This is a genomic window from Gemmatimonadaceae bacterium, assembly GCA_037721215.1.
Taxonomy (GTDB): domain Bacteria; phylum Gemmatimonadota; class Gemmatimonadetes; order Gemmatimonadales; family Gemmatimonadaceae; genus UBA4720.
The window spans coordinates 30469-52788 of the sequence record JBBJNV010000002.1; the positions used below are offsets into that span (position 1 = coordinate 30469).

At 61.2% G+C, this 22320-nt stretch carries 31 protein-coding genes and 1 riboswitch; of the genes, 17 read left to right on the forward strand and 14 right to left on the reverse strand.

Annotated elements, in window-relative coordinates; genetic code table 11:
- Positions 1-31: 31 nt before the first annotated feature.
- Complete coding sequence (locus WKF55_01000) at positions 32-1267, reverse strand: alpha/beta hydrolase (protein MEJ7758145.1); 1236 nt, start codon at positions 1265-1267, stop codon at positions 32-34.
- 156 nt (positions 1268-1423) lie between these two features.
- Positions 1424-1972: a hypothetical protein gene (locus tag WKF55_01005; protein MEJ7758146.1), complete on the reverse strand. Its 549-nt coding sequence runs from the start codon at positions 1970-1972 to the stop codon at positions 1424-1426.
- A gap of 69 nt (positions 1973-2041) precedes the next feature.
- On the opposite strand from WKF55_01005, the gene WKF55_01010 reads away from it, so the two are divergent.
- The 6 genes from WKF55_01010 to WKF55_01035 all read left to right on the forward strand — a co-directional run bounded on the left by WKF55_01010 (position 2042) and on the right by WKF55_01035 (position 5731).
- A complete protein-coding gene (locus WKF55_01010; GenBank protein MEJ7758147.1) occupies positions 2042-2242 on the forward strand; it encodes a hypothetical protein in 201 nt (66 codons plus the stop codon).
- A gap of 458 nt (positions 2243-2700) precedes the next feature.
- Positions 2701-2819, forward strand: a riboswitch (TPP riboswitch).
- Positions 2810-4222, forward strand: coding sequence for a phosphomethylpyrimidine synthase ThiC (gene thiC, locus WKF55_01015; GenBank protein ID MEJ7758148.1), 1413 nt, complete (start codon positions 2810-2812; stop codon positions 4220-4222). Its footprint overlaps the riboswitch before it by 10 nt.
- Positions 4223-4350: 128 nt before the next feature.
- Positions 4351-4905 (forward strand): M23 family metallopeptidase, encoded by a 555-nt coding sequence (locus tag WKF55_01020; protein ID MEJ7758149.1) that lies wholly within the window; start codon positions 4351-4353, stop codon positions 4903-4905.
- Entirely contained in the window at positions 4902-5255 is a 354-nt protein-coding gene (locus WKF55_01025) for a YhbY family RNA-binding protein (protein MEJ7758150.1), read from the forward strand. The genes WKF55_01020 and WKF55_01025 overlap by 4 nt, the downstream gene beginning before the upstream one ends.
- Positions 5252-5392: a hypothetical protein gene (locus WKF55_01030; protein MEJ7758151.1), complete on the forward strand. Its 141-nt coding sequence runs from the start codon at positions 5252-5254 to the stop codon at positions 5390-5392. The genes WKF55_01025 and WKF55_01030 overlap by 4 nt, the downstream gene beginning before the upstream one ends.
- Positions 5393-5731, forward strand: coding sequence for a redoxin domain-containing protein (locus WKF55_01035; protein ID MEJ7758152.1), 339 nt, complete (start codon positions 5393-5395; stop codon positions 5729-5731).
- Here WKF55_01035 and WKF55_01040 read toward each other — a convergent pair.
- The gene (locus WKF55_01040; protein ID MEJ7758153.1) at positions 5712-6131 is read right to left on the reverse strand and encodes a hypothetical protein; all 420 of its coding nucleotides are present in this window, start codon (positions 6129-6131) and stop codon (positions 5712-5714) included. The genes WKF55_01035 and WKF55_01040 overlap by 20 nt on opposite strands.
- A 395-nt stretch (positions 6132-6526) precedes the next feature.
- Here WKF55_01040 and WKF55_01045 point away from each other — a divergent pair, with 395 nt between their 5' ends.
- Positions 6527-6790, forward strand: a complete 264-nt coding sequence (locus tag WKF55_01045) for a ferredoxin family protein (GenBank protein MEJ7758154.1) — start codon at positions 6527-6529, stop codon at positions 6788-6790.
- Between the two features lie 64 nt (positions 6791-6854).
- On the opposite strand, the gene WKF55_01050 is transcribed toward WKF55_01045, so the two are convergent.
- From WKF55_01050 to WKF55_01060, 3 genes are read right to left on the reverse strand one after another with little or no spacing between them, the layout of a single operon-like run.
- Positions 6855-7448: an isoprenylcysteine carboxylmethyltransferase family protein gene (locus WKF55_01050; protein MEJ7758155.1), complete on the reverse strand. Its 594-nt coding sequence runs from the start codon at positions 7446-7448 to the stop codon at positions 6855-6857.
- Positions 7448-7843 (reverse strand): thioesterase family protein, encoded by a 396-nt coding sequence (locus WKF55_01055; GenBank protein MEJ7758156.1) that lies wholly within the window; start codon positions 7841-7843, stop codon positions 7448-7450. Before WKF55_01055 ends, WKF55_01050 begins: the two co-directional genes overlap by 1 nt.
- Complete coding sequence (locus WKF55_01060) at positions 7828-8838, reverse strand: pyridoxal-phosphate dependent enzyme (protein ID MEJ7758157.1); 1011 nt, start codon at positions 8836-8838, stop codon at positions 7828-7830. Before WKF55_01060 ends, WKF55_01055 begins: the two co-directional genes overlap by 16 nt.
- Positions 8839-8869: 31 nt before the next feature.
- Here WKF55_01060 and WKF55_01065 point away from each other — a divergent pair, with 31 nt between their 5' ends.
- Complete coding sequence (locus WKF55_01065; GenBank protein ID MEJ7758158.1) at positions 8870-10012, forward strand: HRDC domain-containing protein; 1143 nt, start codon at positions 8870-8872, stop codon at positions 10010-10012.
- A 34-nt stretch (positions 10013-10046) separates the two neighbouring features.
- Here WKF55_01065 and WKF55_01070 read toward each other — a convergent pair whose 3' ends face one another.
- Genes WKF55_01070 through WKF55_01080 form a run of 3 tightly spaced genes read right to left on the reverse strand, consistent with a single transcriptional unit; the run spans position 10047 to position 13122 of the window.
- Positions 10047-11111 carry a carboxypeptidase-like regulatory domain-containing protein gene (locus tag WKF55_01070; protein ID MEJ7758159.1) on the reverse strand — a complete coding sequence of 355 codons (1065 nt, stop codon included), beginning with the start codon at positions 11109-11111 and terminating at the stop codon, positions 10047-10049.
- A gap of 10 nt (positions 11112-11121) precedes the next feature.
- On the reverse strand, positions 11122-11544 hold the full coding sequence (locus WKF55_01075) for a metal-sulfur cluster assembly factor (GenBank protein ID MEJ7758160.1): 423 nt from the start codon (positions 11542-11544) through the stop codon (positions 11122-11124).
- A 9-nt stretch (positions 11545-11553) separates the two neighbouring features.
- Positions 11554-13122, reverse strand: coding sequence for a serine hydrolase (locus tag WKF55_01080; protein ID MEJ7758161.1), 1569 nt, complete (start codon positions 13120-13122; stop codon positions 11554-11556).
- Between the two features lie 271 nt (positions 13123-13393).
- On the opposite strand from WKF55_01080, the gene WKF55_01085 reads away from it, so the two are divergent.
- The 3 genes from WKF55_01085 to WKF55_01095 are packed head-to-tail and all read left to right on the forward strand — an operon-like array spanning position 13394 to position 15451.
- On the forward strand, positions 13394-13987 hold the full coding sequence (locus WKF55_01085) for an RNA polymerase sigma factor (protein ID MEJ7758162.1): 594 nt from the start codon (positions 13394-13396) through the stop codon (positions 13985-13987).
- 7 nt (positions 13988-13994) lie between these two features.
- Positions 13995-14636: a hypothetical protein gene (locus WKF55_01090; GenBank protein ID MEJ7758163.1), complete on the forward strand. Its 642-nt coding sequence runs from the start codon at positions 13995-13997 to the stop codon at positions 14634-14636.
- Between the two features lie 17 nt (positions 14637-14653).
- Complete coding sequence (locus tag WKF55_01095; protein ID MEJ7758164.1) at positions 14654-15451, forward strand: PDZ domain-containing protein; 798 nt, start codon at positions 14654-14656, stop codon at positions 15449-15451.
- Positions 15452-15454: 3 nt separating this feature from the next.
- Here WKF55_01095 and WKF55_01100 read toward each other — a convergent pair whose 3' ends face one another.
- The 3 genes from WKF55_01100 to WKF55_01110 are packed head-to-tail and all read right to left on the reverse strand — an operon-like array spanning position 15455 to position 18241.
- On the reverse strand, positions 15455-16390 hold the full coding sequence (locus WKF55_01100; protein ID MEJ7758165.1) for an NAD(P)/FAD-dependent oxidoreductase: 936 nt from the start codon (positions 16388-16390) through the stop codon (positions 15455-15457).
- Positions 16383-17138, reverse strand: a complete 756-nt coding sequence (locus WKF55_01105) for a nucleotidyltransferase family protein (protein ID MEJ7758166.1) — start codon at positions 17136-17138, stop codon at positions 16383-16385. Before WKF55_01105 ends, WKF55_01100 begins: the two co-directional genes overlap by 8 nt.
- A complete protein-coding gene (locus WKF55_01110; GenBank protein MEJ7758167.1) occupies positions 17093-18241 on the reverse strand; it encodes an XdhC family protein in 1149 nt (382 codons plus the stop codon). Before WKF55_01110 ends, WKF55_01105 begins: the two co-directional genes overlap by 46 nt.
- Positions 18242-18556: 315 nt before the next feature.
- Here WKF55_01110 and WKF55_01115 point away from each other — a divergent pair, with 315 nt between their 5' ends.
- On the forward strand, positions 18557-18802 hold the full coding sequence (locus WKF55_01115; GenBank protein MEJ7758168.1) for a hypothetical protein: 246 nt from the start codon (positions 18557-18559) through the stop codon (positions 18800-18802).
- The gene (locus tag WKF55_01120; GenBank protein ID MEJ7758169.1) at positions 18796-19137 is read left to right on the forward strand and encodes a type II toxin-antitoxin system PemK/MazF family toxin; all 342 of its coding nucleotides are present in this window, start codon (positions 18796-18798) and stop codon (positions 19135-19137) included. Before WKF55_01115 ends, WKF55_01120 begins: the two co-directional genes overlap by 7 nt.
- Positions 19138-19164: 27 nt before the next feature.
- On the opposite strand, the gene WKF55_01125 is transcribed toward WKF55_01120, so the two are convergent.
- Both WKF55_01125 and WKF55_01130 read right to left on the reverse strand, forming a co-directional pair.
- Complete coding sequence (locus WKF55_01125; protein ID MEJ7758170.1) at positions 19165-19575, reverse strand: type II toxin-antitoxin system VapC family toxin; 411 nt, start codon at positions 19573-19575, stop codon at positions 19165-19167.
- A gap of 2 nt (positions 19576-19577) precedes the next feature.
- The gene (locus WKF55_01130) at positions 19578-19817 is read right to left on the reverse strand and encodes an Arc family DNA-binding protein (GenBank protein MEJ7758171.1); all 240 of its coding nucleotides are present in this window, start codon (positions 19815-19817) and stop codon (positions 19578-19580) included.
- A 691-nt stretch (positions 19818-20508) separates the two neighbouring features.
- Here WKF55_01130 and WKF55_01135 point away from each other — a divergent pair.
- The 4 genes from WKF55_01135 (at position 20509) to WKF55_01150 (ending at position 22077) form a co-directional block, all read left to right on the forward strand.
- Entirely contained in the window at positions 20509-20769 is a 261-nt protein-coding gene (locus WKF55_01135) for a DUF2891 family protein (GenBank protein ID MEJ7758172.1), read from the forward strand.
- Positions 20770-20806: 37 nt separating this feature from the next.
- On the forward strand, positions 20807-21133 hold the full coding sequence (locus tag WKF55_01140; GenBank protein MEJ7758173.1) for an alcohol dehydrogenase catalytic domain-containing protein: 327 nt from the start codon (positions 20807-20809) through the stop codon (positions 21131-21133).
- A 121-nt stretch (positions 21134-21254) separates the two neighbouring features.
- Positions 21255-21506 carry a hypothetical protein gene (locus WKF55_01145; protein ID MEJ7758174.1) on the forward strand — a complete coding sequence of 84 codons (252 nt, stop codon included), beginning with the start codon at positions 21255-21257 and terminating at the stop codon, positions 21504-21506.
- 61 nt (positions 21507-21567) lie between these two features.
- Positions 21568-22077, forward strand: coding sequence for a hypothetical protein (locus WKF55_01150; GenBank protein MEJ7758175.1), 510 nt, complete (start codon positions 21568-21570; stop codon positions 22075-22077).
- Positions 22078-22320 lie beyond the last annotated feature (243 nt).

Consider the following 22320-nt stretch of genomic DNA (forward strand, 5'->3'; position numbering starts at 1 on the left):
ACTTGGGGATGGCGGCTCTTTTATTTCCTCTCTAGCGCTTCATCGCCGTCGAATCGCGAGCGGGAGGGCTCATCGACCTGCCCGGTGCTCCTGCCGGCGCGCCAGGTGTATTCGCTCCCATATTTCCTGACGCTGGGGTTGCGGCGCCCGTTCTGACGGCGCCGAATGCATTCTTGAGCGCATTGCCGGCCATCGTCTGCGCCTCGCGCGCTTCGTTCAGCACTGCTCCCATGCCGAAGAATTCATGGTTTACGCCAGCGAACGTACGCTGCTCGACGGCGACACCCGCCGCGCGCAGCTTTTCAGCCAGCTCCTCTCCATCGGAACGGAGGGGATCGATCTGGGCGTTGATGATTGTCGTCGGCGGAAGACCACTGAGATCGGCCGCGACGAGGTTGATTCGCGGATCCTGGGTCTGGGAAGGATCGGCGAAGTAGTGCTTTACGAACCATGGCACCATCGCCCGGTTGAGTGGTTTTGCGTTGGCGTTCTCCGTGTACGAAGCGCTCACCGTGTCGCCGCCAGCTACCGGGTACACGGCGATGATAGCGGCTGGCAGTTTCGTGCCTTTCTGCTTTGCCGTCATCGCCGTCGCTACCGCCAGATTGCCTCCGGCGCTTTCGCCGGCGACTGCGACCTTATTGGGATCGCCCTTGATCGACGCCGCGTTCTTGATTGCCCACTGATATGCGGCATAGGCATCGTCGTGAGCCGCAGGAAACTTGTTCTCGGGTCCGAGGCGGTAGTCCACGGAGACGACAACCGCGTTCGCGCTTTTCGCGATTCCGCGAGCGCCGCCGTCATAGACTTCCTTGCTTCCGATTACCCAGCCACCACCGTGGTAATAAACCACTACTGGAAACGGCCCGGTGCCTGCCTTCGGCGTATAGATGCGAACAGGCAGCGAGCGGCCATCGACCGAGATGTTGCGATCGGTCGAGCCGACAGCCGGGTCGGGGGCGGTCGACTTGCCCTGAGCCTTGAGAACTGCCATCACCGCATTGGTGGGTGTGGGCTGCTTGCGCGCTTCACCGGGGGAGAGGCTCTCGATCGGCTTCCCGCCGAGTCCGCCGAGAGTATCGAGGACCGCCTGCATTTCGGCGTTGGCCGTTGCAGGCGGCATTGCCGGCCCGTCGCTGGTACCAGGGACGGGAGGCGGGCCGGCAGCGGCAGTGGAGTCGACGCCATCGTCAGATTTTGTGCTGCAGGCGAGAGCGACGGACGCCGCTGCCGCGAGAAAAAACCTCGTGGTCATGCGTTTCAGCATTGATACTCCTCTAAATGATGTGACAGGCGGCGCAGAGCGATCCGTCGCTGTGGGCGTGCTCCGCCGCCGAGTAGGATGGAGGGTACAGACAGTGCATACAGCAGGCCGCAGGAGCGCGTCTCGAGGTGGAAGACAGGATCGGCGCCAGTCAAGATTTCAGAACGATGCCGCCTCCCGGAGATGCCTGTCGTACGGAGTGGGCGCGGTTCCCGCTCGACTGCGCTGCCACCCCCGGAAAGGCTTGTTGGGCATCCAGAAGCACTCTTTGAGAGTGGAGTCGGCGAGGGCACTGCGCCAGCCGCCGCGACCCGGCGCAACGCAATCCGTTTCCCCCATAAACGGATTGGACCGGCTTCCAATGTTCTGCAGCTTCGTCCGTACTGGAAACCGTATCCTCAGACGATTGCCGTCGCAGGTATCGAACAGCCAGAAGCCGGAGTCGCAGCTCGCGCGAGTCGGATACGCGGCATGCGAGCCGCGCGCGATCCATACCACGGGCGTATTGAATCCTTCCGGACTTTCAATCCACTCGAACTGTTGCAACCCGGTGCCACGGTACCACTTGCACCGCCCATCCGAATTTCCGAGGCAGTGGGCGGACAGGAATATTCCTCGCACGTCCCACTTTTTTGCATTGTGATCGAAGTCCAGCTCCACGATGATGAACTCCGAATCGCCCGCATGTCCTTCACACATTTCCCTCACGAGTACGCACTTTGGTCCACTCCATCCGCAGTCTACATAGTACGCCGGCAGATACGCGATTCTGATCTGGTGAGTGTCGTTGCTTCGCTGAACCGCGTAGAGATACTCGCCGCCGGGCCGGGCGGGAGAGACGCTGCGATCGAATCCGCAGGCGGCGGGATCGACCCAAAGCATTGGGGCAAACGCGACGGCCAGCTCATGTTCGCACCGATCGTCAAGGCCGTCCTTATCCTGATCGTCACTCCCACGCTCACACTGCGCTGGCGATAAACCAGGTGCGGTGTTCGGCGCTGCAGATTGGCGCGAGCCCTGTGATCGCAATGGCCCGCAACACAAAATGAAAACGCCTGCCAGGATAGGGAGCTTACCGGGGAGGTAGGTCATTCTGAGTGTCCACGGTATTCCGCATCCATTCTTAATGGTGCGGCGTTGTGGGCGGAACTGCCAGTCAGTCATGGGTCAGTTGCAATGTGGCACTCATTTATCGCGTAACAGGAGTGGGGATCGAGGACCCTTGCGGATCCAGGACCAAACGCCATTGACGATCTGCGACTAATTGCGGATTCCGGATGGGGCCCGTGGCCGGGTGCGCGTTCCTCTTTGTTTGTTCTCGATCCTCAGTAAGTCGTCAATCGTCGATGGCCGTTAGTCCTGGATCCGCATAGCCCTCAATTCGCGGTCCTCCCCAGTCTCTCTCGTTGTTCACTCTTGCGCCTTGAGTTAGGATTGAATCATGACAGGGGTGCCCGCCAATACCGTCCGAATGCCGGCGGTTGCGACGAGCTGAGAAAGTCCCTCAGAACCTGACCCGGCTAGTACCGGCGTAGGGAGTCAACAATGGAAACACATACGCAGGAAACCGCGAATCCGCGGCCGCAGCAGCGCAGCTCAGCGGATTCACCCGCGCGCACCCAGATGCATCACGCGCGTCAGGGCGAGATCACCGACGCGATGCGGTATGTCGCCGAGCGCGAGGAGCTCACACCGGAGCTGGTGCGAGATGAGATTGCGATCGGCCGGCTGATCATCCCCGCCAATGTCCGCCATCTCGCCGGATCGCTCGAGCCGATGTGCATCGGAAAGGTGTCGCGGGTGAAGATCAACGCGAACATCGGAAACTCCGCCGTTTCGTCCGACATCGACGGCGAAATCGAGAAGCTGCGAATGGCAGTGAAGTACGGGGCCGATACGGTGATGGATCTTTCCACCGGCGGCAACATCGACACCATCCGCCAGGCAATCATCGACACGTCGAAAGTTCCGATCGGAACGGTGCCCATCTACCAGGTAGTGCAACAGGAAAAGGAGCTCGAGGAGATAACCGCGCAGGATCTGCTTGACATGATCGAGCATCAGGCGCGGCAGGGTGTGGATTACATGACGCTCCACGCCGGAATTCTGCTCGAGCATCTGCCGCTGGTCCACGGCCGGATTACCGGAATAGTGAGTCGCGGCGGATCACTGCATGCAGTGTGGATGATGGCTCACCGAAAGCAGAATCCACTGTATGAACACTTCGATGAAGTGCTGGAGATTCTGCGTCACTACGACGTTACCGTTTCGCTGGGAGACTCACTCCGGCCAGGCTGTCTTGCAGATGCGAGCGACAAGGCGCAGTTCGCCGAGCTCGACACCCTGGGCGAACTGACACGACGGGCGTGGGAGCGTGATGTGCAGGTGATGGTGGAAGGTCCGGGCCACGTGCCCATGGATCAGATCGAGATGAACGTGAAGCGGATGAAAGAGGTATGTCACGATGCGCCTTTCTACACGCTGGGACCACTTGTAATCGACATTTCACCGGGCTACGACCACATCTCCAGCGCAATCGGTGCAGCGCTGATCGGGTGGCATGGCTCTGATATGCTGTGCTACGTCACCCCCAAGGAACACCTCGGCCTCCCCAACGCCAACGATGTGCGCGAAGGTGTGATTGCCTACAAGATCGCTGCTCATGCGGCAGATGTTGCGCGAGGCCGAAAAGGCGCTCGCGACCGGGACGATGCACTCTCCCGCGCCCGCTACGCATTCGACTGGAAGGAACAGTTCCGCCTTTCGCTCGATCCCGACCGGGCTCAGGAGTATCACGACGAAACATTGCCGGCGGAGTATTTCAAGAGTGCCGAGTTTTGCGGGATGTGCGGTCCCAAATTCTGTTCGATGCATCATTCCAGGACCATCGAGGAAGGAATTGCCGAGCTTGCGAGGGAACGTGAGGCGATCGAGCGCGCAGAGTTGCTCGCGGTCTGACCGTACGGCCCTTCAGCAAACACAACGCGGGTCCGGTGGCGGGGTGTAACCCTTCCGCCGCTGGGACCCAGCGGAGTTGCGGTAGACGAGGTGGGGTCAGCAGCTCGCGGGTCAAATACCTGCTTTCCATGCTCTTCGCTCTCGCCGGATGCCTGCCGGCAAGTGCCAGCACACCCCCGGCCGCCGTTCCTGTTCCCGCCCCGCTGAGCCAGGCCGACATCGACTATTTCGCGAATCACGAATTGATGGTACCCGTGGATGGTGTCGTGGCGGAGGCGTTGCGCGATTCGTTTAACGAAGCGCGCAGCGGCGGCAGGTATCACCGCGCAATCGACATTTTAGCGCCCCGCGAAACCCCGGTTGTGGCCGCGGCATCAGGCCGGGTGATCAAGCTTCGGCAGAACGCGGCCGGGGGAATCACTGCCTACCTCGTGGATGCTGAAGGGCGCTATATGTACTATTACGCGCATCTCGCGGGGTACTCGGATGAGATCACGGAAGGCCTCGAGGTGAAACAGGGGTTCGTGATCGGATTTGTGGGAACGAGCGGGAATGCGCCGCCGGATACTCCCCATCTTCATTTTCAGGCCATGCGACTCGCGGATGGCCAGAAGGATTGGTGGAATGGCACACCGGTTGACGTACGTCGGTTCATGACCAGGAGAGGGCAGGCACTGCAATGAAAGGAAGCGAGCGTGCGGAATTAAGAGCTCAGGCGCATCATTTGAGCGCGACGGTCCATGTCGGGCAGCATGGATTGTCGCCCACGCTGATCGCATCGCTCGATGACGCATTGCGAACGCATGAGTTGGTGAAGGTGAAGCTTGGAAAGAATGCCGAGATGAAGCCCGGAGAGGCCGCTGCACAGTTGTCCGAGGCGACAGCGGCCGAGGTCATACAGGTTATTGGCCGGACGGCGACGTTCTACCGGGAAAATCCGGAATTGATCAAAAAGAAATTGGATCTTCGCGACGATGAGTCGCGGAACGAGACCGCCCCAGCTAGATCACCGGGAAAAAGAGGTCGGCCGTGAGCGATCCAACGCGGATTTTCGAGGTAGGCGATTCCGTCGACGCCGGCTCCGGGTCAGAACATCCTGCCTTTGCCGCGATCGCAGACGCGCGCGGAAAGAACGCGATCGTGCTCTACTTCCTTCGCGCATTTACATGAATGGGCTGCATCGCGCATGCCGCTCAGTTGGAGCGGGAGAGCAATCAGATCGGGCAGGCAGGAGCGAAAATCATCGCGCTTGGACCGGGCAGCGACGGCAGCGCAGAGCGCTTGTCCAAGCTACTCGGCCTGCACTTCCCGCTGTACGGTGACCGACGTGCAGCGGTATTTGGAGCGTTCGGCTTCCGCCGCGTGCTCGCCGTGGTGCAACAGAGCGGCGCGGCGGTCATCGATCGCGATGGCGTGCTACGCTATATCCACCGCACAGGAAACTTCATGGATGCGCTGCACCTTGATGACATCATGAAGACACTGACCCCTAGTAGCGCTCGTAAATGAGAGTCACCCCATCGTCGACCACCCTCAGGGTATTCCGGTCAACTGAGCCATAGTAGGTTCGCCCTGTGTTGTCCTGAAAGGTGACCTCGCCGTTCCTGTACTCGTAGTAACCGTTGGTCGAGCTCGAGCTGGTGTTGGCTGATCCGTTGACGATTTCGCGAACGATTCCCGCTTCACTGAACGTCCCGTCACGGCTGAACGTGAAATTGGCGTTCAACACCTCGAGCCGGTATCCAGGTTCCTGATAAAGCACCGCCGGCAACCTGCGTCCATTCACGGTTACCAGCTCATACGTTCCTGACACAGAGTCTTGCCCGGGGCCGAGAGCGTCTCCGACACTGCAAGCGCCCAGGAGCACGATTCCGAGCAGCGCAACGCCCAACGACAATCTTTTTCGCATCTTCATCTCCGATGGTGAGCGACGGACGGGGCATGCCAGCGATGGTCGACAAGTCCTGATCAGGCAGGCCGCTTGCAGTCCTTCCGAACACATGCATGCCGAGCACTGTGGCATAGGAGGGGCCATCGCTAAGTCCGGGCGCGAGCATGTGCAAGCGACTGGATACAAACGAGTTGCGCGGCGCGGCCTGCCGCGTTGGGGATACCGGTGTCATCCCGCCGGGACGCCAGAGTGTGCAGCGTGTCATCGCAATGGGACACTCGCTCCAGGACGACACGCGCTGCGTTGATTCCGCGAAGAATCGTGTGCGGTAAGAAGGGGTGAACCCGGTTGATATTAGTGTCCACGGGTCTATTTTTCGCATACGACAGATCGTGGATCCCTGAGCCCATTCAATGCCTTACGTCATTACCGAAGCATGCAAGGATACGAAGGATAGAGCGTGTGTCGATGTATGCCCGGTCGACTGTATATACGAAGGCGCCGAGCAGCTCTACATTCACCCTGACGAGTGCATCGATTGTGGCGCGTGCGAGCCTGAGTGTCCGGTGACGGCGATTTTCCCGGAGGAAGACGTTCCGGCGAACATGATCCAGTTCGTGCAGATAAACCGGGAAGTATTCAAGAGTCCGGATCCGCCGGGTAAGCCGAACCGCTAGGGCGTTCGACGACCCATTTCCGACGTTCGACGTACGACGTCGGGGGACGACTTTTGTGGGACGACTACCTCAACAAGTCTTTCGCGACAAAAGCCGCGATCAGTATTGCGTACTGGAGAAAGGTGCTGATCTCGCTGCGCCACGCCTCGCCCCAGTTTGCCTGGCCTGCGAGCGGGTACTCAGGCTTTGTCGGAATCCATCTCGGTACGCAGCGTTTGTAGTCGAGATACGTGCGGCCAAACGTAGTCTCCAGAACACCCTCTTCGTATCGCACGATCAGGCTGTATTCCGCGGCAAAAATCAACACGGCGGCGGGAAGAAACCAGAGAACTCCGGAAATGGCGACGAACCCCATCCACACGAGAAAGTTGCCGTTGTAGAGAGGGTTGCGGGTCCACCCGAAGACACCATGCGTGACGAGCTTCTCCACGTTGCGGGAGCGCCGGCGAGTGGTTGTGCCGGCGACAGCCACTCCGGCAAGGCGATACAGCTCCCCGGCCGCGATCAGGAATCCTCCAATGATCCAACGGCTTGCGGATGCGTCACCTTCTGCCAGCAGTGGAATGGCCAGAAACAGCACCGGCAGCCAGCTGCGGTACCGGAACAGAACCGCACCGATGCGCGCCGCGAGCGTCGTTTCCGCGGTGCTGACTTCCACTACTCCCAAGGAGAAAAAATCTCCCGCCACTCGTCCGGCACGGGGATCGGCTTACCCTCAGGGCTTATCGTGACGTAAACGATTGTCGCATCGCAGACGAGAGCCTGTTTCTGATTGTGCGCGGTCTGTCGCACCGAGAAACTCGTATTCCCAATCGACACGAGCCCTGTCGTGATGTTGAAGTCGTCGCCCGGCATTGCGGACGTGCTGTATGAAGCCTCGATATGACGCACCACCGCCCACTGGTTGCGCGTGATGTAGTCCGCGAACGACAGATGCTTCTCCAGCGCCGCCCAGCGGGCACGCTCCAGCAGCGTCAGCATGTAGGCGTGATTGACGTGCCCCGCGGAGTCGCAGTCGCTGGGGTAGATATGTATGGTCAGTTTGTCAGACATCGTGAGTCGAAAGTTAACCAGAACAGAGTAGTGCCCTGCGCAGTGCGCGCTTCATCGAGTGCTGCCGCGAACGCCTTTGCGCTGTAGGTGCCGTCCAGCCGGATTCCGGCAGCACCCTGCAGCATTGCCGATGCCTCGGTTGCCGCCTGCAGAGGACGACCGTAGGCCCCGCCATAGACATGGTGCGCGATTCTGAAACGCCGGGAATCGACATCCGGAAGATGTTCGCCGGTAAGCCGCTCGATGAGCTTGGCCGTATTGCGCGCGAGGTTCAGAACGCGCCGCCGGTGCACGAAGAATCTTGGCCCGACGCGCGCACCCACCACGTCGATACGTAACCCGGCAATCTCGAGACCGAGCGCCAACCCCGCGGCAGTCCCACCACTCCCCAGCGGCAGGACAATCTGATTCGGCAGTGGCAGATCGCCCGCGGCGATCTGGGCGGCGAGCTCGAGGCCGGAGTTCACATGCCCCAGCACCCCGACGGGGGAGCTGCCGCCGAGGGGTATGTAGTGCTCGCTGGTCATCCGGGCGCGAAGCTGCGCGGTCGCCATCGCAACCACCGCGCTTCGTCCAACGCGAGACCGGGGCGACGCAGTCGCAATGCGCGATGCCACGAGATCGGCCACAGGATTCATGTCGTGAGTCCATCGCAATGCCGTCGTGGTCGCGCCTATTCTGGCGGCGCAAATCGCGGTGGCTAGCACATGCGTGGAGCCTGCTCCGCCAACGGTGACTACAGCATCGCCCCGACGGACGCTTCCCAGCAGGAACTCGAGGGCGCGGACCTTGTTACCCCCGCAGCGGGGGGCGTTGAGGTCGTCTCGCTTGATCCAGATATCACCGCCAGTGCCGAATGCGGGCAACAGCTGTACGGGCGAGGGAAGGATACACAAATGCGCACGCGGCACGTTGCGGAGACCGGGAAATCGATCGCACAGAGGTATCTCGCTCTCTCCGGTTTCCGGCAAATGATCGGCCCCTGTCGTGTGCACCTGTCCTGTTCGAATCAGCTAGATTGGCCGCATGACTGCATCGGAATCGGAAGCGCTTCTGTATCTGGACAACGAGGAAACAACCCGGAATTTTCTGGATGATATTTCAGCCGTCCGCGAAATCGCCGTCGATACGGAGGGCGCGAGTTTTCACCGGTTCATCGATCGAATCTATCTCCTGCAAATCAGCACGCGCCAGCGAAGCGCGATCATCGACCCACTTCCCCTGGGAAAGCTCGACGGTCTCGGCAATCTTTTGCAGGACAAGAAAGTGGAAGTCGTGTTTCATGACGCCGACTACGACCTGCGGCTGCTACACCAGGATTATGGGTGGAACGTCAACCACATTTTCGACACGCGGATTGCGGCACAGTTGCTGGGGATCAAGGCGTTCGGGCTTGCTGCCTTGCTGGAGCAATTCTTCGGGGTGAAGCTGGACAAGAAGCATCAGCGCGCCGACTGGTCGCTCCGGCCGCTCCCGCCGGGCATGCTCGATTATGCTGCGCAGGACACACGTTATCTGCTGGAGCTGCGAGACCAGCTCAAGTCACGCCTCGAGAAACTGGAACGATGGGAATGGGCACGTGAAGAGTTCGCGCGCCTCGAGGGAACGAAGTGGGAGGGCGACGAAAATTCTGACGCATTCCTCAGAATCAAGGGCGCGCGCGATCTCACCCGTCGTGAGCTTGCGTTGCTGCGCGAGCTGGTACCATGGCGGGATTCCGTCGCGCGTGATATCGACCGCGCAACCTTCAGGGTGATGGGTAACGAGGTGCTGCTCGATATCGCGCGGATTGCACCGAAGACCGCCAGGGACCTTTCGGGTCTCAAAGGAATGCCGCGTGGTATCCTCGATCGCGGCGCGACGGCGATTCTCTCGGCGGTGCAGCGCGGGCTGGAGGTCACCGAGGAGCACCTTCCAAAATTCCCCCGGGCGCCGAAGTGGGAGCGTGAAGATGACTTCGATGACCGGGTCTCGAGGTTGAAATCAGTGCGCGACGCCGCCGCAGCCCGGCTGCAGCTCGACCCGGGTGTCCTCTGTTCGCGCGAGCGGCTGGAAGCAATAGCGCGACGGCGGCCTGACACTACCGGAGATCTGGGCGATATCCCCGGGCTTCGAAAGTGGCAGATCGGTGAGATGGGGGAAGAGTTCGTCGGAGCGTTGAAGGTCTGACTAGTCGCGACGTCTGCCCGGATCGGGCGCGCGGTCAGCGCTTTTCGAGCGGCGTTGCGGGGCTGACTTTCTTACCTGTCATATCACTCCCGAGCACAATTCCCCCGCCGCTTTCCCATCGGCCGACAGCGACCAGGCGGCCGGGTTCGCGAGCCGGCATCTCGAGGCCGGGCATTCTTATCTGCCACTCGTCTATCAGCCAGGCTCCCGACGCCATCCGCCGGAAGCGGGTAAAGCCCCCCGCCCCATGCCGCTCGAGCACGCCCACATTCACGTATTGAAACTTCATTTCGCGCAGCTCGGCGGTGCCTTCATCCACCCACATCGCACCGGCAATGTCCGACGTCTTGCGGCCTCGAACAGGCTCGAACGCCACTCCAATCTGACCCGGCCGCCGCTTCTCCCGTACTACGCGGAAACAGTGTGTTTCTGCAAACTCTCTGGATAAAAAGACCGTCTCGTCGGGGCCAAAGAATTCCCAACCGCTGAACATGTCGCCCTGCACGTAACCCTTGCTGGCGAGCGTCGCTGGATCGATTGCCCCGAAGGGCTTGTTGTCCGAGATCAGGACGACGGTCGTATCGTTTGACAGGATTGTTTCACCTGGCCCGATACGGCGCCGATACGTTCGGGCATGAGCGAGTCCGGTGAGATCGTGGGCGGTCAGCTGACTAGCGTTGAGAGCCGTCTCGATCTGCTTCCATACAACGGCAACCGTCTCGGGGTTCTGGTCGATCGTCCGGCATGTCGACTTTGCCGTAACGAGGACAGACTTGAGCGTGACACGGCGGCTGTCAACCCGGAGTACCAGCTCACCCACGTTGGGAACGGGTACAGGATCCGAGACAAATGGCAGAAATCCAATCCTCCGAACGCGCACGCGGTACGTGCCTCGAGGCGCCGAAAACCTTCGCAGGCCCGATGCGGAGCTGATCCCCTCTGCGACAACCCGGTCGTTCATGTCGACGAGTGCCACCAGAGCGCCCGCAGTGGAATTACCCGAAGTCGATACCACCCGAATGCTGACTTCGCTGGCAGGTGCCTGTGCCGGCAGCACAGGTGCAAACAACAGCCCTAACAGGGCGGCGGCGGCTTTCACGCGCGTCTCTCTAAAATCCCAGGTACGCCCTCACCCGCGGTTCCATTTTTTCAGGAGTCCAGAACGGCGTCCAGACCAGATTCATGTTCACGTTTTCCACACCCGGCAGCGTCTTGATCTCGCGCTCTGCATCGCCCATGATCTCCGGGCCCGATGGGCATCCTGGCGAGGTCAGGGTCATGTCGACCTTTACATCCGCGCCGTTCACATCAATGGCGTAAACAAGGCCCAGATCGAGAATATTGAGGTTGAGATCGGGGTCCTTGACGCGGCGGAGAGCGAGCTTGACCTGGTCTTCGCTGACGACGCCGGCAGGCCGGACAGGTTCGTCGCCGGTGAGAACACTCAGCGGAATGGCACGCTCCTCAGCGATCGTATCGTCCACGATGGCGGGACGTGTGCCCGGCAGGGCGTCGGGATGATGATTGCTCATCGCCGGAATCTACCTGCGGTTCGTTGTACGGGCCCTTTTCACCGGTGTCTTCGAACTCGAGCGCTTCGACGACCTTGCCTTGGCCGAGGCGGCGCGGCTCGAGGTGCCGCGGGCCTTTACAACCGACTTCTTTGTGGCCGCGCGCCTTCTGGCGGCAGTGGAAGCCTTGCTGTTCCGGGACTTCGCGGCGGCGCTCCGGCTCGCCTTGCTACCCTTCGACTTCGAGGCGGCGCTGCGGGCCTTGCTGCTCCGCGATGACCTCGACGATGCCGATCTCCGGCTCGCCGTCGAGCATTTCACCCGCGCGCGCCTGCTCCGCGATGACCTCGAGCGGGCGGCCCTGACGCAACGCACCGGTTCCGGCTTCGGGCGGGTCCACCCCACCTGACCGTCAGCGCGGAAGGCATTCGGCATCGCCAGAACAGGCGTCGGTCCATCGAGGACCGCCAATACGGCGGCGTCCGAGAGATCGGAGCGGATGTCTGCAATGATCTTCCCAGGGCGTTGCGCCTTCGACGCATGAACCCGGTTGGTGAGAAGAACCACGAACATCTCGCGATCAGGATCGATCCAGATGGATGTACCCGTGTAACCTGTGTGCCCGTACGCCCGCTCGGTGAGGTAGCGCCCGGATCCGTAGTCACCATCAGCCGTGTCCCATCCAAGGGCACGGTGACCTGCGGCGCGACGAATGAACAGCGACACTGTCGAATCACTGAAAATTTCGACGCCGTTGTACCGGCCGCCGTTGAGCATCATCTGCGCAAAGATCGACAGGTCGGCGGCAGTGCTGAACAGGCCCGCGTGTCCTGCGATGCCGCCGAGCGCATAAGCGTTCTCGTCGTGCACCTCGCCCTTGAGAGGGTATCCGCGTGGCGGTGTGACTTCGGTGGGGGCGGTACGGTAGCGCACCGAATCGGGCGGGCGATAGAAGGTATCGTTCATGCCGAGCGGTCCGAACACCCGGCGTCCGAGGAAGGTATCGAGCCGCTCGCCAGCGACAGCCTCGACGACCATTCCAAGCACGTCTGCTCCGAGATCGGAGTACACATAGCCCTGGCCCGGCGCGTAGGAAAGCGGGGTTTCGAGCACCATTTCCCGCGCTTCCTGCGGGCTGCGCGCGCGACGCCACAAATCGCGGCCCGCGGGCAGGCCCGAACGGTGAGTCAGCAGATCGCGAACCGTCACCAGATCTTTCCCGCCGCCGGAAAACGACGGCAGATATCTGAAAACGGGTGCGTCGAGATCCACTTTCTTCTCGTCGAAGAGAATCATGACAGCGGTGGTCGTCCCGACAACTTTGCTTAGCGAAGCAATGTCATAGATGGTGCGGTCGGCGGTGACCGCAGAGCTGACCGGCGACCATGAGAGGTTGCCGAACCCTTTCTCCCACACCGCTGCGCCCTTGCGGCCGACAACTACCGACGCACCGGGATAACCGCCTGCGGCAATACCCCGCTGCACGACGCGGTCGATCGACTCGAGACGAGTGGCCGACATGCCTACAGCATCGGGTGCCTTGGATGGCAAACCGTCACTGGAAGCCAGCGTGAGTGCGGTTACTATGACCTTCAGCAAATCCAGCTCCTTAACTTCTTCTCAGTACCTGCCGCATCAGTGCAAAGTTCCAGACATGATGCCATGCCGGTTCCGCCGAACGGCTCCCCATACTACAAGGCTGACGACCTGTCGCTCGCGGCGTCACCCGTCATAGTAATACAAGGACCGGAATGCGCCATGTTTAGTTACGCGGTCAGGTGATGTGCGGATTCGTGCACGGGGCGCCAAGCAGGGGTCGCGGGGCGGATGACGGTGCCGATTCTGACTGGCAACTTTGCGTTGCGGCAAGGTGACTAATCTTTCATACGGGATGCAGACCGACGAGTTGGAACTCCGGCGCGCCATGAAAGGCGACGAAGCGGCGATGCGGCAGCTATGGCTGCGGCACTCACCACACATCGACGCTGTCGTGCGCCGTCTGTGCGGGGACCATGATGTTGCGGCAGACGTGGCGCAGGATGTATGGATTCAGATCTTCCGTGCGCTGCCGGGGTACCGTGGCGAGTCCCAGTTTGGTACCTGGGCTCATAGAATAGCGGTGAATCGCACGCTGAATGCTCTCCGCAAGGTCAAGCGGCTGGCGAAGCTGGAGACCGATATCGAGGATGACAGTGCTTCTGTCGAGGGCGATACCGATCGCACTTTTCTCGCGGATTCCATTGATGAGGCGATGGTTCAATTGTCACCCGGTGCGAGGATGGTTTTTGTGCTGCATGACATCGAGGGCTACACACACGAAGAAATTGGCGACAAGCTCGGCATTACGTCGGGCGGATCGAAGTCGCAATTGTTCAAGGCGCGCGCCAAGCTTCGCCGGCTGTTGGCGCACCTGGTAGATGAATCAACGGCCGGCATTGGAAGGACGCATGTTGCCCCTGTCTGAAAACGCATTGGATGAACTGGTTGCCCGTGAACGCGAGCGAGGCGCGCCACCGCTCACCGAGTGGGCGCCACTCGCGCAGCGCCTGCGCGAGGAAGGTCTGATCGTCGATACCCCGCGTGGGCGTCCGGTCGCTGCACGTTATTGGCGCCAGGCGGCCGCGGCTGTTTTCCTCGCGGCAGGGGGTCTCGCCGCTGGACGGATCACTGCGGGTGCTCCTGTCATGCCTGCCGCGTCGGTCGAGGTTGCTTCCCAACCGCGTGCTCAGTCGGCGCAGTCCGCTCAAGCCGGCTCGTATTCGTCGGTAAGGCCAGACGCCGGTGCCGCGCTGGCGGCAGCGCCGGTTCAGGAGTTCAGAACCCCCGAGGACGCCTGGGAGGTATTGAACCGTGCAGGCGAGGAGTACCAGCGTGCATCAGCGTATCTGTCGGCGAGCAATGTCGAAGTGCCAGTGCCTCAAAGTTCTTCTGCCTACAGAACGAGGCTCGCCGCCCTGGACAACGTGATGTCGGAAATGCGCGACGCACTCAAGGAAGCGCCGCAGGATCCGGTAATCAACCAGTATTATCTGGCAACAGTTGGCGCGCGCGAAGCAACCTTGCGGCAGCTCGGGACGACGCTGCCGGCCGGCGCGAAGCTCATTGGGTTCTAATGGAAAGGATGCTGGGAATGCGAGTTAACCGATATCTGATTGCAACGGGGCTGGTCTCGCTGGTGTCGTTTGCGCCGTCGGTAACTCATGCGCAAAGAGAGACGAAACGCGGGTGGGTCGGCATCGCCTATACCACCGGTATCGGGCAGACAGACCGCAACGGTGCCATGGTGTTCACGGAATATCCGGTGATCGAGTCAATCGAGGCCGGCTCGCCGGCTGAACGAGCTGGCCTGCAGGCGGGAGATCTTATAGTGTCGCTCGACGCTCAGGACCTGCGAAAGAATCCGATGCCGCCCAACATGCTCGAGCCCGGCCGGCGAATTGTTTTCCGTTTCAGGCGCAATGAAGTTGCGAGAACGAGCACGGTTGTCGTTGCCCCACGGCCGGGCGGAACGGCGGAACGGACGGTATTCAACTTCATTCAGCCGGTACCGAACCAAGTGCCGCGCGTCAACCCTGCACCGGGCCGGGCGCTTCGTGTCACAATCCCGACGCTTCCCGGGGGAAGTCCCGCTCCCTTCGCATTCGCTCCCAACATTGGCGTTGCGGGCGCAGTGGTCACCGAGCTCAATAACGATCTGCGCGAGCTTCTCGAACTCAGAACTGAAGGTGTCTTTGTGGTGAACGTCGCGCTGGGTACCCCGGCCAGCGAATCGGGACTTCGCAGCGGCGATGTGATAGTGATCGCGAACCGGGGGGCGGTGCGAAACCCTGGAGAGTTGATCGGCATCATGCGCGCGGCGGACGACAAATCAGTCCGGCTGGAAATCATCCGCAAGAAAAAGCCGCAGCTGATCATGCTGGACTGGTAACGATCAGTCCAGTTTCTGCTTGTCCGATACGAGTGAGTAATGGATATATAGCGCGGCAGCCGCGCCTCCTGCCGCCGCAGCGATAGCCATTTGCGGGCCGGGCACGATATCGCCCGCTGCAAAGACGTTCCTCACTGATGTGTGGTGTTTTTCGTCAATGACAATCAGACCGTTCTCGTCCCGCTCGCATTTCAGATCGACCCCAAGGTCGTCAGCGGGCCGCTGGCCGATGGCGAAGTAGAGCCGTTCGCAGTCGAGCTGCATCCCCGATTCGAGATCGAGACAGCGAATCTCCCGATTATTTGAATTGGCGGCTACCACCGGCTCCTCGAGCACAGGAATGTTCAGCGCTTTCAGTTGATCGAGCTCCTGTTTGTCGATGTCGGCGGGCTCCCCGTTGGTGCAAATGACGATTTCTTTTGTCCAGTTATGGATGGAAAGCGCCATGCCGACCGCTTTCCGGCCGGTGCCGATCACTACCGTTTTCTTGTCCGTGGTTTCGAAACCGTCGCAATCCGGACAGACGTGAACTGTCTCGCCATAGCAGTCACGCAGACCATTGATGCGGGGCCAGACGTCCTTGATGCCAAACGCGAGCAACAATCGCCGCGCGGTGAACTCAGTGCCTTTTTCAAGGGTGAGGACGAACTGCTCGCTGTTTGTGTTGGTCACCTTGGTAACAGTGTCGGCGATCATTTTTGCACCGAAGCGCTCAGCATCTTCACGCCCGCACCGGCGCAGGTCGGGCGACTTTATTCCCTGCGATCCGAGGAAACCGTTGATACCGCGGGTTTCCCAGTTGCGCGGATCGCCCGAGTCGACGACAACGACTCTGCGGAGATATCGCGCGAGCCAGAGCGCCGCGGAGAGGCCGGCGGGGCCGCCGCCGATTATAGCGACATCGTAATCCGAATTGCTGGAAGATTGGATATCAGGCATCTTCGGACGCACGTGCAAAAAGAAGTCCGTCCGATGCGAACCTTGCTGCGTCGGAGGGAACGTCAACGTCGAGTGCAGCAGCTTCGAGCGGAACCCGCTTTACTGCGCTTGCATGCTCGCGCAGCCATTGCCCCGCGCCGGTACCGCCTGTCATTCGCATAAGGCTAGCGATGTGCTCGCGGCCAAACACCGCGGGAACGCCGATCGTGTTCCGATAGCCTGCGGCAACCAGGCGGGCATCTTCGTCGAAGCCGGCCATCAGCGTTCTGAGCGCGCACGCGTCGACATGCGGCTGGTCGGCCAGGGTTACGAGGACGCCGTCGAGGGCAGGGGTCTTCAGCGTCACGCCGCTGGCCATTGCGGCGTCGAACAATACGCGCAGTCCGGTTCTCAGCGATGATGCAAGTCCCGATGCCCAATCGTGGTTCACAACCACTGTCACGCGGCCAAGTCCCAAGAGTGCAGGCGCAACCATGTCGGCGTTCGCGCCAATGACGACCACTACCGGGTTCGCGCCGGCATCGGCCGCCGCCTTCGCGGCCCGGCGCACGAGGGGCACACCGTCGAATTCAAGGAGCTGTTTCGGCGAGCCGAAACGTGTAGCTGCTCCGGCTGCGAGGACAACGGCTCCGATGAATGGCGTGGAGGGCTTGGTGATCAGAAGCTCTCCGTTGGTCAGCGTCTTGTGATTGCGAGCGGCATTCAGGTCGCGCCTTGCGGTTCCATCGAGGGGGCCGGGTGGAGTGATCCGCGCCGGTCGCGCAGATGACCACCGGCGCGGTCGTTTGCGACTGCCTGCACTTCGGCGATTATCGCGAGAGCGATTGCCTCGGGGCCGTCGCCACCGATATCCAATCCAACTGGAGCGAAGAGCGAGCCATCGGCAGCGACCGGATGCAAGCCGCGAGCGACGAGCTCGGCGAGCATGCGCTGGGTGCGTGCGCGCGGTCCCAGCACGCCAACGTAGGCGACGCCGGCGGTGAGCAGTGCCTGCACGTAATCGAGGTCGCGCGAGAAATGATGCGACACGACGACGGCGGCGATTCTCCCGGTCAGCGCGACCGTATCTGCGAGCTTGAGCGCGTCGGTGCATTCGACAACGCGCGCTCCGGGAAACCGGGCGGGACGGGTTGCGTCAACCTCGCGATGGTCGACTACCACCACCTCCCAGCCGAGTTGCGAGGCGAAAGTGGCGAGGGGCAGCGCATCGGGGCCGCTGCCGCAGATCAGGAGTCTGATCGACGGGGCCACGACTTCGAACGCGACCTCGACTGTGCCGTACTCCCGCACCAGTCCGCGCCGGCCAGCGGCGAGGGCTTCGTCAGTGGCCGACGCCGCATTGGCCAACACGACTCCGTCTCCCCAGTCGCCAGTCGTTTGAGAGGTGCTGCCGGTTATCAATGTGTGCGCTCCGATGGCCGGGGCACCGGTATCAGCGGTCGAGACTATTACAGTAGCGAGCACTGTCGGTAAATCGGCGTCGAGGGCATGCCCAATGATCGACGCCAGGGAATTCGCGTCAGCCGCTGAGAGTGGCTCGAGCAGCACTTCGATCAATCCATTGCAGCCAAGTCCAAGTCCCCACGGCGCGTCGTCATCGTTGCGCGTGTCGTAGCTGACGACTTCCGCGCGCTCGCTCGCGTGTACGCGACGGGCGTGCTCGGCGATGTCGGATTCGAGGCAGCCGCCGCTGACAAGTCCCACTGTGGAGCCGTCGGCGTGAACCACCATGCGCGCGCCGACTCCGCCGTAGCTCGAGCCGGTGACGCGGACGACCGTCGCGAGGACAACGGGGTCGCCGAGCTGCGCGGAATAGATCAGTGCATCGACTACGGATCGGTGTGTTGGCATCTGGGAATGGCGTCAAGCCGGGGTTTCGGGACTTGCAGATCGGCGTTGCAATTTGACGGAGGATACTGGGGTCGTCCAGCGAGCGAGTACGCTGCCGGCCCAAGCCGATGTTCGGACGACGTTGATCTACGCTCGCGTCCCTGCTAGCGCCCAAGCGATTCCGCATGGACTTCGAGCCTGGCCGCGCCGGAGACGCTGCAGACCAGAACCGGCCTCGCTGGTCATGTCTTTTGACGCAGGAAGTAGTCTCATGGTAGGCAGCTTGCGGCGGCCGAGTCACGGACTTACATTGTAAGTCCCGTTTCGGGATGTCTTATGCGCTCCAGAATCGTTCGAATTGGCAATTCCCAAGGTGTCCGCCTCCCCAAGCTGTTGATCGAGCAGGCCGGCCTCGAGGAGGTGGTGGAGCTTTGCGCCGAGGCGGGACAGATCGTGATCGCTGCACCCCGGAAGGCCCGCGCCGGCTGGGCCGAGGCCGCGCAGCGAGCCCGAGCGGCGGGCGCTGACGTGCTTGAGCCAACTGGCGCCACCCAGTTCGATCAAACCGAGTGGGAGTGGTAAAGCCCGTCGTCCGCCTCCCGAGTCGCGGCGACGTATTTCTGGTCGCGCTCGACCCCACGCGAGGGAGCGAGATTCGAAAGACGCGTCCGTGCCTGATTGTCTCACCGGATGAGCTCAATCATCATCTGCGCACGACGATCGTTGCCCTCCTCACGACGGGCGGGCATCGGTATCCCTATCGCGTGCCGTGCCGCTTTCAGGGCAAGTCCGGCGACATCGTCCTGGATCAACTGAGGACGGTCGATCACGAGCGTCTGCGAAAGCGACTCGGGACCGTGACCCCGCAGACGCTCACCGCCGTGCTCCGGGTGTTAGCTGAACTGTTCGAGATCTAGCTCACGTCAGCTCAAGCTTTCCTTTTTTCAATCACCCCTGTAAGTGGAAAGAAATTCGGCCGGTGACACCGCGACCGTCGGAAAACTCTCGCAAAGACGCCTGTCGCTGGTGACGAGTGGAATTGAGAACGACTGCGCCAGCGAAATGTATTCCGCATCGTATGCCGAGCAGCGCGATGTCGCAACGAGGTTCATCACGGCAGCACTCGACACCTGTGTTTCGCCTCCGGACAGCCTGGCCTCAGCCGCGAACGTGACGTCGATACAACGCGCCACCGTTAATTCGTCGCGCAAAAGGTATTTGCGAAGGACGCTCCGAAACTCACTCCGCCACAATGGCGGAACGAGCCAGACGTCGTCTGCCATCGCAATCCGCCGCGCAAGCTCCGTTTCCGGCGTTGTCAGGAAGAACTGCACTATCAACGTGCAGTCCGACACTATCAACGCCGGCCTTCGTCACGCGCGGCAATTATTTCTTCGGCTGTGGTATGAATCCCGATTTCGTTTCGCAAACGGTCAGCTTCACGCAGGAAGCGTCGCGTGTCTTCACCGCCGCCGGCGAGGGATCGCTCAAGACGATAGAGCACTTCACCGTTCAAACTGCGACGGTGTGCCGCCGCCTGCTTCTTCAGTTCTGCAACCAGCGGCTCGGGAACGCCTTTAACAGTCAGATTGGCCATAGTAACTCCAAAATGTGAGCATTATGGAACCTAAATGGCTCCAAAGGCAGGCGCAATTAGATTATGGCTCCTGAGCCGATGGATTCAGGGTCGTCCAGCCTCATGTTGGGCTGGAGTCATCCTTCGCCCGTCGGACTTCGCAGTGAAGGCAGCGTCACTAGCCGCGCCGACGCGATCGCCGGAGGAGCGCGAGGCTCGGCGTGCGCTTTCTTCAACCGGGTAGCGTGATCACCACGCAGGACCTCGACGCATGGATGCGTCGGGCTCGCGTTCGGCTGCGGAAGCCAGGTTGTTGAAGCAGGCTGACCGCGTCATCGAGTGAGCGAATCGGGGCGACGATTCACTCCCGACAACATGGGCCGGGCAACTCCGGGATTTCAAAATGCCGATCCCCGATTCCGGGTGGCCGATCATTTCGAATGAGGAAATGCAACGCGACAGCCAGTCACTCGCAGTGATACATTTCGGCCCAATGAAATCCGTCGTGACCGTAGCCGTGTTGACCGTGGCCCTCGGCACATCCGCATGGGCGCAGCAACCCGCGGCAACCACTCGCCGCACCTGCCGCAGGACGGTTGGCCGCCCTGGCGCTGGCGTGCGTCCAGAAGGAATACCCGAACAAGATCGCCCATGTTCTGAATTCCCCCGAAGATGTTAAGGCGCCGCATGAACTGACGCCCGCGTTCTACGGGTGCTACGACTGGCATTCGTCGGTCCATGGCCACTGGCGCGCCTGGTCCGCGCGTTTCCCAAGGCGCTATTCGCGACCGATGCGGTCGCAGCACTCAAGGCGAATCTCACCCCGGCCCGCATCGCCGGCGAGGTGGCATACTTGAACGCCCCCGGACGCGAATCGTTCGAACGCCCCTACGGTTTGGCCTGGCTGCTGCAACTGGGCGCCGAACTGCGTGAATCACAGACGCTGATGCGGCTGTGTTATCGGCGACGTTGAAACCCCTCGAAGCAGCGGTTGTCGCGCGGCTCAAGGCATGGCTGCCGAAACTCGCATACCCCATAGGAAAATCCTCGATGGTACAGGCGCGAGGCTGGGACTGCAACTCCCCATCTCTCTCGGTGGCGAGATTGCCGGAACAATCGAGGAGATCGGCGATGATGTCAGAGATTTCAAGGAGGGTGATGCGGTTTATGGCATGGTGGCCTCTGGAGGCTACGCCGAATACGCGATTGCCAGAATTGGGGAGGTGGTGCCCGAACCGCAAAGTCTCGATTTCGAGAAAGCGGCGGCGATTCCGCTCGGCGGGTTGACTGCATGGCAGTCGAGAGCTCTGCCCGCGTCACGTCGTAACCAAGGTTGAACTCCGGCACCCATCCGGCTGTCCCCGATAATGTCCTCACACGTCGCATGATCGCATGCATCGGTTGGGGCTCCTTAACTGGAGACCTGATGGGCTTGGAGTAAACGCGCGCTGAATTCCGATGCTCCGGTCTTGCGCGTCGAGTACGCGAAGAGGCGGGCGCCCCCGTTTCGTCCTTGCGAAAGCGCGCATCGAATGGCGACAGATCAATCGCGCCGGTGAGGAGGTAATGGACCGCGTGTTCGAATGTCCCGGGGGTCAGCTGCCGGGTCAGGTCGACCGGCAGGAATCGCGGCGAGGCAACCACCACCGAAATCCTGACCTCACTACGCACCTGGCAGACAAATCGCTGGCGCTCATTTCGGCGTCGTGACAGCTTTTCCTAACAACCTCAACAGTCGCTGAAGCTGCCAAGCGATCGAAGGATACAAACCATGAATGACCCCGTTTCAACTCCCTCCGCGCCGCCGTCCAAAATCCAGAGGGTTCACGTGGGAATCGCCGTCGCGCTGGTACTGGGAGCGATCTTTTACGGCGTCGGATTATCGCAGGGCCGCGCTCAATTGGCGGCGCAGAGAACGGAATCGGACGGCCAGATCCAACGCTTGCAAGCGCAGGTGGATTCCGGCAAACAGCAAGTCGCGGCGGCTCAGAACCGCACCCACCTGGATCAAGCCCGCGCCAATCTCTATCGCACCGCTCTCGATTTGGAGCGGCGCAACTTCGGCACTGCCAACACGCATTTGCAGGAGAGCGCCGCGATGCTGGATCGAGTTCAGGGCAGCGGCAATCTGGACATGGCGCGATTGGGCGCGCTCAAAGAGAATCTCGCCAAAACCGACATCAACGTCGCCACCGATTTGGAAGGTCAACGCAAGAGGGTGCTCGATTTCGCCGGACTACTCGAAAACCTCACCCCGGGCCAGCCGGGCCAAAACCGATAGCGTTCGAAAAACCAACCTTGCCGGGCTTTCATGGCGACAAAGCGCGCATCAGCGAGTGCGACACGACGCAGCGATTCGAGAGTTGGGATGAAATCGGCAAGTTGGGGGCGATTGCTGTGACTCGTACCGGCTCGAATCGGTTTTCGATGCAGGAAATGCGGCACGCGCGCCAATTTGGCAAACGAATCGTGGCAAAGCGAACAAGCCGTTGTCACGGGCGCCACGACGACGTAAAAGGCCAAA